Source organism: Streptomyces sp. NPDC048584, assembly GCF_043199595.1.
Classification (GTDB): Bacteria; Actinomycetota; Actinomycetes; order Streptomycetales; family Streptomycetaceae; genus Streptomyces; species Streptomyces edwardsiae.
Genome location: NZ_JBICWF010000002.1, coordinates 661,596 through 673,531, shown reverse-complemented (window position 1 = coordinate 673,531; position 11,936 = coordinate 661,596). Strand labels below are relative to the sequence as shown.

Sequence of the window (11,936 nt, the reverse complement as noted above, 5' to 3'; positions counted from 1 at the left end):
CCGACCTACCGTCCGGTACATGACCGACACCGCGTACGAACTCGCCCAGGTGAACATCGCCCGCCTCAAAGCCCCGTTGGACTCCCCGCAGTTGAAGGACTTCGTCGACGGTCTCGACCCGGTGAACGCGGACGCCGACGCCGCCGACGGCTTCGTCTGGCGTCTGGAGAGCGAGAGCGGTGACGCGACGGACATCGCCGTCTTCGACGACTCCTGGCTGATCGTCAACATGTCGGTGTGGCGGGACACCGATGCCCTGACGGCGTTCATGTACCAGGGCCGCCACCGGGAGATGCTGGCGCGGCGCAGGGAGTGGTTCGAGCGGGTCGAGGAGGCGATGGTGGGGATGTGGTGGGTGCCCCTCGGCCACCGCCCCACGGTCGCCGAGGCCGAGTCCCGCCTCCTGCACCTGCGCGCCCACGGGCCGACGCCGTACGCCTTCACGCTGCGCACCTCGTTCCCGCCGGGCGGGGCGGAGCCCGTCACCGGGGAGGTGCCGGAGGGCCTGGGCTGCTCGGTCTAACGGCGGCGGTCGACGGCCGTGAGGTCGATGTCGACGGGGAACGGGACGGTGAGTTTGAGGCGGTTGTGGAAGATGCCCATGGGGACGTACGACTTGGTCATCGTGTCGAGTTCGTAGACGTAGACCACGGGGAGTCCGTCGTTCTCCTCGACGCGCCAGTAATGCGGAATACCCACGGCTGCGTACTTCCGCGGCTTCACCTCACGGTCCCGCTCCTCGGAGTCGTCGGAGACGACCTCGACGACAACCAGGACGTCCTCAGGCCGGAACCAGGTCTGCCTCGGACCGGTATCGGCGTCCTCGCGAAACACCAGCACGTCGGGTTCCGGCCGATTGCGCTTGTTGAGCTTGATGGTCATCTCCCGGATGGCGTCCCACTCATCCGGGACCTGCTCCCGCAGGCGTGCTTCGAACAGCGACATGGTGCGTGAGTGGAAACGGGTCTGCGGACTCACGAAAACAAGGCTCCCGTCGATCAGCTCCGTATGCGGAGGCAGGTTGGGAAGCTCGTCGAGGTCGTCCGCCGTCCAGCCACCCACCGGCGGACGCGGCCACTCGTAGTCGTCGTCCAGCCCGTAGTCGTGTGCGGCGCTCATGATCGCTCCCATGTACCGGAGTCTGACGGACACCATCAGCGTACCCAGGCCGATCGCGGATGCTGCGCTCCACCGGGTGACCGTGGGGCGCCGTGTTGACGCCCCCGTGGTTCCGTCGTCGACAAGTCCCGCCCAAGGGATTGACGGGCTTGCTGACAGGCAGTCTTATAAGTGGGTGAACCGTCGGTGACCCGAGACGTCTTCGAGGTGGAACCCGTCATGACGACCCTGTCCGAAGCCGAGGCGCTCGATGGGCTGCGGGACGCGCTCGGGATGCTCAAGGACCGGGAGCAGGTGGCCCGGCGACTGCTCGAGTCCTCCGCCAGGCACTCCTTCGATCCGGACAGGGAACTGGACTGGGAGGCGCCCTTCGAGGAGGGGAAGTGGTTCTGGCCCCCGGAGCTGGTGTCGCTGTACGACACCCCGATGTGGCGGCGGATGAGCGAGGAGCAGCGCGTCCTGCTGTCGCGGCACGAGGCGGCGGCGCTGGCCTCGCTCGGTATCTGGTTCGAGCTGATCCTGATGCAGCTGCTGGTCCGGCACATCTACGACAAGTCCGCGACCAGCGCGCATGTACGGTACGCCCTCACCGAGATCGAGGACGAGTGCCGGCACTCCAAGATGTTCGCCCGGGTCATCGCGCGCGGCGGTACGCCCTGGTATCCGGTGGGCCGGATGCACCAGAACCTCGGCCGGCTCTTCAAGACGGTCTCCACCACCCCCGGCTCCTTCACCGCCACCCTGCTCGGCGAGGAGGTCCTGGACTGGATGCAGCGGCTGACCTTCCCGGACGAGCGGGTCCAGCCGCTGATCCGGGGCGTCACGCGCATCCACGTGATCGAGGAGGCGCGGCATGTGCGGTACGCCCGTGAGGAACTGCGGCGCCAGATGGTGACCGCGCCGAAGTGGTCGCGGGAGTTCACCCGGGTCACCTCCGGGGAGTTCGCCCGGGTGTTCTCCGTGGCCTTCATCAACCCCGAGGTGTACACGAACGTGGGCCTGGACCGGCGCGCGGCCGTCGCCCAGGTCAGGGCGAGCGGCCACCGGCGCGACGTGATGCAGCAGGGTGCGCGCAAGCTGACCGACTTCCTGGACGACATCGGCGTACTGCGCGGAGTCGGCCGGAAGCTGTGGCAGTCGTCGGGGCTGCTCGCCTAGGGCGGGCGGATACCCTGCGGGCATGACCCCGCAGGCCTCCACCCCCGCCTACCGGCGGCTCAGCGTCGAGGAGCGTCGCAGCCAGTTGCTGGAGGCCGCGCTGTCCCTCTTCGCCCACCGCGCCCCCGAGGACGTCTCCCTGGACGACGTGGCGGAGGCGGCCGGCGTGTCCCGCCCCCTGGTGTACCGGTACTTCCCGGGCGGCAAGCAGCAGTTGTACGAGGCGGCCCTGCACTCCGCCGCCGACGAGCTGCGCACCTGCTTCGACGAGCCGCACGAGGGGCCGCTGCTGCCCCGCCTCTCCCGCGCCCTAGACCGCTATCTCGGCTTCGTCGACGAGCACGGCACCGGGTTCAGCGCGCTGCTCCAGGGCGGCAGCGTGGTGGAGACCTCCCGTACGACCGCGATCGTCGACGGGGTGCGGCGGGCCGCCGCCGAGCACATCCTCAGCCACCTCGGCGTCGCCGAGCCCGGGCCCCGGCTGCGGATGACCATCCGGATGTGGATCACCGCCGTGGAGGCGGCCTCCCTGATCTGGCTCGACGAGGAGAAGCAGCCCCCGCCGGACGAGCTGCGGGACTGGCTCGTGGAGCAGTTCGTGGCGGTCCTCGCGGTGACCGCGCGGCGCGACGCGCAGACCGACGCCCTGGTCCAGGCGCTGGCCATGGACCTCTGACGCGCGGCGCATCACCGACACTGGTGGCGTGAAGAGCGAAGACACCCCGTTCGAGGGCGGGCCCATGGACGGGCGCGTCCTGCCCGTGCTGCTGGGCATCACCGGGCACCCGCCGAAGACGTACCGCATCCCCGTCCCGGCCCCGGACGGCGGCGCGCCCACCGTGCTGGTCTACCGGCGGGTGCCCCGGGGGCGCGGCACCCGGACCGGGCTGACGCGGGGGTGGAGGTATCTGTACGACCCCACGGGCCGGGCCGGCGACGGCCGCAGATGGCCATGGTCGAAACCGGCGCCCGATCCAGACGCCACGCCGCGGGGCAAGCCGGACGACGCGAACGGGTGACCGGGTTGCGCCGAACCGCGCACACTCGGCGCGCGGACCGCGCGCACCCGCCTGATGCTCGCGATGCGGAGCGGACCTGCCGCCCCGGGTCGGAGGTGATGAAGTGTCAGGAAGGCTATTGCGTCTGGTGTGTACGGCGGCACTGACGGCCGGGGCGGTTCTCGCGCCCGGTGCTGCCGCGGCCGCCCCGGAACCCGGCGCGCGTTCCGTCGCCGGACTGCTGACGCAGCTTCAGACCCTGTACCGGGAGGCGGAGAAGGCCACCGAGAGCTACAACGCCACCGAGGAGCGGCTGAAGAGGCAGCGCGCCGAGACCGAGCGGCTGGACCGCGCCCTCGCCCGCAGCCGGGACTCCCTGCACGACAGCAGGGGCGCCGCCGGACGGCTGGCCCGGCAGCAGTACCAGAGCGTCACCGGCCTCTCCCCCTACGTACGGCTGCTGCTCGCGCACGATCCGCAGCGGGCGCTCGACCAGGGGCATGTGATCGGGCAGCTGGCGCGGGAGCGGGCGGCGACGGTGGGCCGGCTGACCGGTGACACGAGGAAGGCCGTCGAGCTGGCCCGCCGGGCCCGCAAGGCCCTCGACGCCCGCACCGCCCTCGCCGAGCGGCGGGAGAAGGAGCGGGACCAGGTCCGCACCCGGCTCCACGCGGTCGAGGCGCTCCTCGCCTCGCTCACCCCCGGACAGCTCACCGCGCTCGCCGACCTGGAGCGGGCCCACACCGCCGAAGCCCAGCGGGAACTCGTCGCCTCCGGCGCGCTGAGCGGCACCCACGCCCCCACCCCGGCCGGTGAACGGGCCGTACGGTACGCGGTGGAGCAGCTCGGCAAGCCCTACGAGTGGGGGGCGGAGGGGCCGACGGCGTACGACTGCTCGGGGCTGACCTCCGAGGCGTGGGGCGCCGCCGGGACACCTGTCCCCCGGACCAGCCAGGAGCAGTGGGCCCGGCTGGAGCGGGTTCCGCTGGACGAGCTGCGGCCGGGCGACCTCGTCGTGTACTTCCCGGAGGCCACGCATGTCGCCCTCTACCTCGGCGACGGCATGGTGGTGCAGGCGCCCCGCCCCGGCGCGCGGATCAAGGTGTCCCCGATCGCGGCCGGCCCGGTGCTGGGCGCCGTACGTCCCGACCCGGCCGGGGAGGCCGTACGGCGGTACGAACCGCCGGAGCTCCCCGCGGGGGCGGCCTCCGGCACCGGTCACGCCCCGGAGACCTCCGCCAGGTAGCTCCCCGTCTTCTCCGGGTCGTAGAAGAAGTTCTCGAAGTCGGACGGGTCGTCGAAGCCGTTGGCGAAGCGGTCGGCGACCGGCTGGAGCTGTCCGGCGGCGCCGAGGAGGTTCAGGACGTGCTCCGGCGGCGGGGCGAGCATGGTGTTCGTCCACTTGGTGACGTGCCGCGCCGTCTCCCAGTAGCGGTCGAACGTGGCCCGCATCCAGGTCTCGTCGAACTCCTTCTCGCCGTGCTCGACGATCGAGGCGAGATAGGAAGCGGCGCATTTGGAGGCCGAGTTGGAGCCCTGGCCGGTGATCGGGTCGTTGGCCACGACCACGTCGGCGACGCCGAGGACGAGTCCGCCGCCGGGCAGCCGGCCGATGGGGTTGCGGACCGTGGGGGCGTAGCGGCCGGCCAAGGTGGCGCCGGCGTCGGTCAGTTCGACCTTGGTGGCCCGCGCGTACTCCCAGGGGAGGAACGTCTCCATGAGTTCCAGGGTCAGGGAGAGGTGCTCCGCCGGGTCCTTGACGTCCTTGAAGGCGTCGAGCGGGCCGCCGGGTATGCCCTCCCAGAACAGGATGTCGGCGCGGCCCGACGTGGTGACCGTCGGCATGATGAACATCTCGCCGACGCCGGGGACCAGGTTGCAGCGGACCGCCTCCGTGTCCGGGTGTTCGGGACGCGGGCCGAGGCCGTGGACGTAGGCGACGGCGAGGGCGCGCTGCGGCTCGTCGTACGGGGAGCGCGAGGCGTCCCGGCCGAACATCTGCACGAGCTCGCCCTTGCCGGCGGCGACGAGCACCAGGTCGTACGCGCGGGAGAAGTAGTCGAGGTCACCGACCGCCGCGCCGTGGATGACGAGCTGGCCGCCGCGCTGGGCGAAGGTCTCCATCCAGCCCGCCATCTTCACCCGCTGGTCCACCGACTGCGCGAAGCCGTCGAGCCGGCCCAGCCAGTCGATGGCGCGCTGCGACGGGCCCGGGTCGAAGGAGCCGGGGGCCGCGACCGAGACGCCGAGCCCCTGGATCTTCGGGGCCTGGGACTCCCAGAAGTTCAGCTGGAGATCGCGTTCGTGCTGGAGAGCGGTGTGGAACATGCACTGCGTCGACATCACCCGTCCGGTACGGATCTCGTCCGCGGTCCGGTTGGACATCAGGGTGACCTCGTACCCGTGCGACTGGAGGCCGAGGGCGAGCTGGAGACCGGACTGGCCGGCTCCGACGACGAGTATCTTCCGCATACGGGGGACGCTCCTAGGGGATTACTCGGGGGTTTCGTCCAGCGCGTGGCCCACGAGGGACAGGAGGGTCTCGATGACCGAGATCCGGCGGCGCGCATCCATGATCATGACAGGTATGTGCGCGGGGATCGTCAACGCCTCCCGCACGTCGTCGGCGTCGAACCGCTCACTGCCGTCGAAGTGGTTGACCGCGACGATGTACGGCAGTCCGCAGCTCTCGAAGTAGTCCAGCGCGGGCCAGGAGTCCTTGAGGCGGCGGGTGTCGGCGAGGACGACGGCACCGATCGCGCCGCGCACCAGGTCGTCCCACATGAACCAGAACCGCTGCTGGCCGGGCGTGCCGAAGACGTAGAGCACCAGGTCGTCGTCGAGCGTGATGCGGCCGAAGTCCATGGCCACGGTGGTGGTCAGCTTGTCCGGCGTGGCGGTGAGGTCGTCGAGCCCGGCGCTCGCCTCGGTCATCAGCGCCTCGGTCTCCAGGGGCGTGATCTCCGAGACGGTGGTGACGAGCGTGGTCTTGCCGACGCCGAAGCCGCCCGCCACGACTATCTTCGTGGCGATGGGCGCACGGGTGCGGTCCATCTGCCAGGGGCGCAGGGGCTCGTCGTCGTCGACGAGCGGGGAGACACCACGAGCGGCGTCAGAGACGACGGAGTCCACTCAGCACCCTTTCCAGCAGCGCGCGGTCCGGGCGGCCCGTGCCGTGGCCGGTTCCCGTTCCGTAGACACGGATCTTTCCCTGGTCCGCGAGGTCGCTCAACAGGACCCGGACCACACCGAGGGGCATCCTCAGCAGCGCGGCGATCTCGGCCACCGTACGCATACGGCGGCACAGTTCGACGATGGCCCGCATCTCCGGCATCACCCGGGCGCCCAGCGGACCGTTCGTCAACTCCTTGCGCTCGTCGGCGGCTTCGAGCGCGGCCGTGGCGCCGACGAACGTCTCGACGAGGAGGACATGGCCGAAGCGGGTACGGCCGCCGGTGAGCGAATAGGGGCGCACCCGGGCGGGTTTGCGGTCACCGCCGCGGACCGGGAGGTGCTTCCTGGGTTTGCTCAACGGGCGCTCCCGGTGGACTCGTTCTCCAGGGACTGGCGCAACTCGCTGCGCAGTTCCGGGGTGAGGACGTGGCCGGCCCGGCCGACGAACAGGGCCATGTGGTACGCCACCACGCTCATGTCGCAGTCCGCGGAGCCGTGCACACCGAGCAGGGAGCCGTCGCTGATGGACATCACGAACAGGCTGCCCTCGTCCATCGCCACCATCGTGTGCTTGACCGGTCCGTAGTCCATCAGCTTCGAGGCGCCGACGGTGAGGCTGCCGATGCCGGAGACGACGGTGGCGAGGTCGGCGGTGGAGCCGCGGGGGCCGGCGCGTCTGCCGGTTCTCGCTTCGAGGGCCTGGCCGCCGGGGGTCCCCTCGCGCGAGGCTGTTCGAGCGTGGGGGAGGGTGTCGTCGGAGGAGAGCAGGAGCAGGCCGTCGGAGGAGACGACCGCGACGGAGAGGATGCCGGGCACCTCCTCGACGAGGTTGCTCAGCAGCCAGTGCAGGTTACGGGCCTCACTGCTCAGTCCGACAGTACTGGGCGCGGTCAACTGCTTGCCTCCTCGACGGTTTCCCCCGTGGTCTCTTCGGATGCCGCGGCCGGCGCCTCGTGGTCACCGGTCGGCTCGGCGAGTTCCGCCTCTACGTCCCGGCGCCCGGCGTCCGCCCCCCGGCGGAAGCCGCCGAGCCGGCGGCGCAGCGCCTCGGCGTCCACGGCCCCGGAACGCGGGCGCGGGACGTCGGTGGGCGCGGTGATTCTGGGTGTGCGTTTGGGCAGGCCCTTGGCGGTGACGGGGTCGTCGTCCTCGGCGTCTCCGTCGGGGGCGCGGGTGTGCTCGGCGTCGGCGTCCGCCGTGGGGGCGGCCGCGGCGGCCGGCCGGCGCGGGGGGCCTGCCGGGGCGGCGGGGGCGTCCCCGGGGGCCGCGTCCGCCGCGGGTACGTCCTTGGCGGCCGAAGCCGGTTCGGCGGCGCCCTCGGTGTCCTCGCCGGCCGGCTCGCTCGCGACGGCGGAAGGGGGCTCCTCGTCCGCGGTCGCGTGACCGGCCCCCGGGCGGACGGCGTCGTCCGTACCCGCGTCGAACGGCTGCGGAGCCGCGTCCGCGGCCTCGGGCGTGCCGTCGTCCCCGCCGCCGGTGTGACCCGACCCCGGGCGGACCCTCTCGCCCTTCGGCTGTGCCGGGATCAGCAGTTCCATCGTGACTTCGGCGGGCCGCTCGACCGGCACGTCGGCGTCGGCCGCACCTTCCGCGCCGTCATGCCCCGCACGGGCCGACGGGGTCTCGCCCGCGCCCGCACGAGCCGGTGGCGTCACGCCCGCACGGGCCGACTGGGTCTCGCCCGCGTGAGCCGGTGCGGTCTCGTCCGTCTGAGCCGGTGCGGTCTCGTCCGCACGGGCCGGTGCAGTGTCCTCCTCGCCGGTCGGGGCGGCATCCTCCGCGTCTTCGGCGGGAGCGTCCGCCGGTCGACCGGCATCGTTCGGGGCCGGCGCGCCGGCATCTCCCGCGGGTGCCCGCGAGGGCTCCTCCGCGGAGTCCGTCCCCGTCGGCTCGCCCGGCGTCACCTCGCCGGCCGCGTCCTGGCGCAGCGCCTTCTCCGCGAGGGCGACCAGCGGGTCGTCCGGCTCGGTGCGGCCGTGCAGGACGTTGGAGTTGGCCTCGGCGTCGGCGCCCGGCAGGGCGTACCCGGTCGCGGCGACGGACGCGGGGACCGCGTCGGGCGTGGCGGACGCCAGCAGGGGATCGGGGAGGACCACGACCGCGGCGATGCCGCCCTGCTTCTGCTCGCGCAGCTTGACCCGCACCCCGTGCCGGTGGGCGAGCCGGGCCACGACGTACAGCCCGAGGCCGAGACCGTCCTCGGCCTCCGCGTCGTAGGTGACCTCCGGGTCGAAGTCGGCCAGCCGGGCGTTGAGCCGCTCCAGCCGCTCCCCGGTCATGCCGATGCCCTCGTCCTGGACGGAGAGCATCACCTCGCCGTTCTCCAGCAGCCAGCCGGAGATCTCCACGGGCAGATCGGGCGGCGAGAACGAGGTGGCGTTCTCCATGAGTTCGGCGAGCAGATGCGACAGGTCGTCCGCGGCGAACCCGGCGATGTGCGCGTGCGGCGGCAGCGCCGCGATCCGTACCCGCTCGTACCGCTCGATCTCGCTGACCGCGGCCCGTACGACGTCCACCAGCGGGACCGGGCCCGCCGCGTGCTGGATGTGCTCGGTGCCGGCGAGGACGAGAAGGTTCTCGCTGTGCCGGCGCATCACCGTGGCGAAGTGGTCGAGCTTGAAGAGGGTGGCCAGCCGGTCCGGGTCGTCCTCACGCTCCTCCAGCCCCTCGATGACGCCGAGTTGCCGCTCGACCAGTCCGAGGGTACGCAGCGCGAGGTTGACGAACGTGCCGCCGATCCCGGCCCGCATCCGCTCCAGATGGGCGGCGGACTCGGCGAGTTCGGTACGGAGTTCCTCACGGGCGTCGGCCATCTTCTGCCGCTGGCCGACGAGATGCTTGCGGTCGGCCTCCAGGGTGGCGATCCGCTCGGCGAGCGCGGCGGCGTGCGCGCGGAGGGCGTTGACGGAGCGGACGACCTGCGCGAACTCGTCGTTGCGACCGGTGAAGGCGACCGGTTCCTGAGCGGCGGGGTCCTCCGCCTCGGCGAGCCGGGCGGAGCCCCGGCGCAGCACCGACAGCGGACGCGTGAGCGTGCGGGCCATCGCGGTGGCGACGCCGATCGTGAGCAGCATCAGGGCACCGAGGACGGCGACCCTGATCTCCAGCGCGGTGACGTCGTCGTCGCGGAGCTGGGCGAGGTCCTTGGTGCGCTGGTCGAAGAGGGCGGACTCCACGCCGCGCATCGTCTCGATCCGCGCGGTGAGCGCCGCCGTCAGCTTCTTGGTGCTGGTGCCGAGGTCGTCGTCGGAGAGCGTCGGCTCGTCGGTGAGGCTCGCCAGGTACTTCTCGGCGGTCTCGACCTCGGGACCGGTGACCGTGGAGTCGTAGGAGCCGCGCGCGGTCTTCGGCGCGGTCTCGCGGAAGTCGGCGAGGGCCGCGTCGGAGCGCAGCCGAGCCTGGAGTGCGGCGGAGGTCAGCGCGTCGCGGCGCTTGGTGTCGGCGTCCGTGGAGCCGGTGACGGTGGAGGGCAGGCCGGTGATCGGGTCGATCACGGTCTGGGTGGTGGTCGGCACGTTCAGCGCGGCCAGCAGCAGTCCGCGGGTGGCGGCGGCCTGCTGGACGGCGGAGTCCAGCTCGGCGAGCGCGTGGGCGCCGGAGCCGGCGCGCGGCGGGGTCCGCTCCGCCAGCTGTTCGGCGAGCCGGTGCAGCTGGGTGATGGCGGTGGAGTACGCCTGATGCGCTTCGAGAGCACTGCTCTTGCCCGTGAGCGCCGCTCTGCGTACGGCCGCGACGGCGTCCAGCCCTTCGCGCAGCTCCGTCGGGATGTCGGTGTCGGCGCGCAGCTCCTCGACCTGCCGGTCGACGCGGGCGCTGTGCTCCTCGGAGGGCGCCTTGTCCTTGGGCCGCCCCGCCGCGATGTAGGGGACGGCCTCGTCGCGCTCGTCGGCGAGCGAGTGGGCCAGCGCGAGGGAGTCCTGGGTCTGCTCGGCGAGCGTCACCAGCTCCTGCGAGTCCGCGAGCTCCCCGGAGGACGCGAGTACGGAGGGTGCCCCGGCCGCGGCGATCGCCGCGGCCACCACGGCCACGGCGACGATGAGCCGGTTGCGTACATGGGTGGGCCTGCCCCTGCCTACGCGGGGCGCCTGCTCCGCGTCCCCCGTGGGGGCCGTCTGCTTGCCTGTGCGACGAGGCCGCGACTTCTGCACCGGTGCTCGCAATCCTGACTCGTGTACCCGTGGGTCCGGGTGACGCTCCGTCAACGGGTGCGGGCGTTCACCCCGAGCTCCTGACCGTGCTCGGACAGCGAGGCGCCCCCATCGCTCCCCGACCCTCCCAGCGACCGCGGGCAGTGGATGCGCATCACCGGACCCGCCACTCGAAGGAGTGAACCCCGGAGGCGAGTTGAGGGGCAAGTTCCGTTGCCCGTCGCAGCGGCCGTGCGCGGCACGCCGGTTGGACGTCTGCGGCGGGCGGTGGCAATATTCGCCGCCACGTCTTCCCGGAGCGCCGCATTTGCCCCCAAAACAGGCGCCTCACCTGCGCGGCCTGGCGGAACGGGCGACGAGCCAGACATCTCCACGGCCCTTGTGGAGGGCTCGTGCAGACTGGCCGGATGCGTACTGAGCTTGTTTCGGAGCCCGGTGACCCCGGCCGCCCCAACGAGGACTTCGCGAGCGTCGGGCTTCCGGCGTCCGGGCAGGGCGGTTCGCTCGTGGTGCTGGACGGGGTCACGCCGCCCCGGAACGGCGGCGGATGTCTGCATTCCGTGCCCTGGTTCACCGCCCGGCTGGGCGGGGCGCTGACCGAACTGACCGTTTCCCGCCCGGATGTTCCACTGGCCGAGCTGCTTTCCCTGGCCATCGCGCGTACCGCGGGGAGTCACGCGTCAACCTGTGACCTTTCTCACCCCCGTACACCTCAGGCAACGGTGGCGCTGGCCCGCTGGTCACCGGCCTCGGTGGAGTACCTGGTGCTGTCCGACTCGGCGCTGCTCGTGGAGTCCCCGGACGGCACGGTCACCGCACTGCTGGACGACCGGCTGGACCGCATCCCCCGGGCGGCCCTGGCCACCGACGCCCTGGTCGACAGCACGCTGCGCAACAAGGAGGGCGGCTTCTTCACGGTGGCGGCGGACCCGTCGGTGGCGTCCCGCGCGGTCACCGGTTCCCTGCCCCGCACCGAGGTACGCGCCCTGGCGGCCATGACGGACGGCGCGACCCGCTGGGTCGACCGCTTCCACCAGGGCACCTGGTCCGACTGCCTCACCCTGATCCGCAAGGAAGGCGCCCACGCCCTCGTCCAGCACGTACGAACCCTGGAACGCACGGGCCCACCCCGTCGGGGCAAAACCCACGACGACGCGACGGTGATCTACACAGAGCTGACGCGGTAGCCGCGGGCAACCCCGCGCATCCGCACCCCGCGGCTGCGGGCAGTCGTGCCGCTGGGGCGATGGGGGTCCCCCCGCTCGAGCGAAGCCGAGAGTGAGGGAGGGTGGGCGCGGCGGCACCCCCTCCAGCGGGGCCGGCGCACACCCACCCGCAC

Annotated in this window: 12 protein-coding genes; 6 read left to right on the top strand and 6 right to left on the bottom strand. The window is 72.2% G+C overall.

The window, feature by feature from the left end; all coding sequences use genetic code 11:
• Positions 1-19: 19 nt before the first annotated feature.
• Positions 20-523 (top strand): DUF3291 domain-containing protein, encoded by a 504-nt coding sequence (locus ACGFR9_RS07370; RefSeq protein WP_393203798.1) that lies wholly within the window; start codon positions 20-22, stop codon positions 521-523.
• On the opposite strand, the gene ACGFR9_RS07365 is transcribed toward ACGFR9_RS07370, so the two are convergent.
• Complete coding sequence (locus ACGFR9_RS07365; RefSeq protein WP_393203796.1) at positions 520-1,119, bottom strand: Uma2 family endonuclease; 600 nt, start codon at positions 1,117-1,119, stop codon at positions 520-522. The two genes, ACGFR9_RS07370 and ACGFR9_RS07365, sit on opposite strands and share 4 nt — an antisense overlap.
• Positions 1,120-1,338: 219 nt before the next feature.
• Here ACGFR9_RS07365 and ACGFR9_RS07360 point away from each other — a divergent pair, with 219 nt between their 5' ends.
• From ACGFR9_RS07360 to ACGFR9_RS07345, 4 genes are all read left to right on the top strand, one after another.
• On the top strand, positions 1,339-2,277 hold the full coding sequence (locus ACGFR9_RS07360; protein WP_393203794.1) for a diiron oxygenase: 939 nt from the start codon (positions 1,339-1,341) through the stop codon (positions 2,275-2,277).
• A gap of 22 nt (positions 2,278-2,299) precedes the next feature.
• A complete protein-coding gene (locus tag ACGFR9_RS07355; RefSeq protein ID WP_393203792.1) occupies positions 2,300-2,953 on the top strand; it encodes a TetR/AcrR family transcriptional regulator in 654 nt (217 codons plus the stop codon).
• A 28-nt stretch (positions 2,954-2,981) separates the two neighbouring features.
• On the top strand, positions 2,982-3,296 hold the full coding sequence (locus tag ACGFR9_RS07350; protein ID WP_393203790.1) for a hypothetical protein: 315 nt from the start codon (positions 2,982-2,984) through the stop codon (positions 3,294-3,296).
• 103 nt (positions 3,297-3,399) lie between these two features.
• The gene (locus tag ACGFR9_RS07345) at positions 3,400-4,521 is read left to right on the top strand and encodes an NlpC/P60 family protein (RefSeq protein WP_393203788.1); all 1,122 of its coding nucleotides are present in this window, start codon (positions 3,400-3,402) and stop codon (positions 4,519-4,521) included.
• Here the strand turns inward: ACGFR9_RS07345 and ACGFR9_RS07340 are convergent.
• The 5 genes from ACGFR9_RS07340 to ACGFR9_RS07320 are packed head-to-tail and all read right to left on the bottom strand — an operon-like array spanning position 4,494 to position 10,597.
• Positions 4,494-5,747, bottom strand: coding sequence for a styrene monooxygenase/indole monooxygenase family protein (locus ACGFR9_RS07340; protein WP_393203786.1), 1,254 nt, complete (start codon positions 5,745-5,747; stop codon positions 4,494-4,496). The two genes, ACGFR9_RS07345 and ACGFR9_RS07340, sit on opposite strands and share 28 nt — an antisense overlap.
• A gap of 21 nt (positions 5,748-5,768) precedes the next feature.
• Entirely contained in the window at positions 5,769-6,407 is a 639-nt protein-coding gene (locus tag ACGFR9_RS07335; protein ID WP_393203784.1) for an ATP/GTP-binding protein, read from the bottom strand.
• Positions 6,388-6,807 (bottom strand): DUF742 domain-containing protein, encoded by a 420-nt coding sequence (locus ACGFR9_RS07330; RefSeq protein WP_393203782.1) that lies wholly within the window; start codon positions 6,805-6,807, stop codon positions 6,388-6,390. Before ACGFR9_RS07330 ends, ACGFR9_RS07335 begins: the two co-directional genes overlap by 20 nt.
• The gene (locus ACGFR9_RS07325) at positions 6,804-7,343 is read right to left on the bottom strand and encodes a roadblock/LC7 domain-containing protein (RefSeq protein WP_393203780.1); all 540 of its coding nucleotides are present in this window, start codon (positions 7,341-7,343) and stop codon (positions 6,804-6,806) included. Before ACGFR9_RS07325 ends, ACGFR9_RS07330 begins: the two co-directional genes overlap by 4 nt.
• Positions 7,340-10,597, bottom strand: coding sequence for a nitrate- and nitrite sensing domain-containing protein (locus ACGFR9_RS07320; RefSeq protein WP_393203778.1), 3,258 nt, complete (start codon positions 10,595-10,597; stop codon positions 7,340-7,342). The genes ACGFR9_RS07325 and ACGFR9_RS07320 overlap by 4 nt, the downstream gene beginning before the upstream one ends.
• A gap of 407 nt (positions 10,598-11,004) precedes the next feature.
• Between ACGFR9_RS07320 and ACGFR9_RS07315 the strand changes: the two genes are divergently transcribed.
• Positions 11,005-11,784, top strand: a complete 780-nt coding sequence (locus ACGFR9_RS07315; protein ID WP_393203776.1) for a protein phosphatase 2C domain-containing protein — start codon at positions 11,005-11,007, stop codon at positions 11,782-11,784.
• Positions 11,785-11,936: the final 152 nt, after the last annotated feature.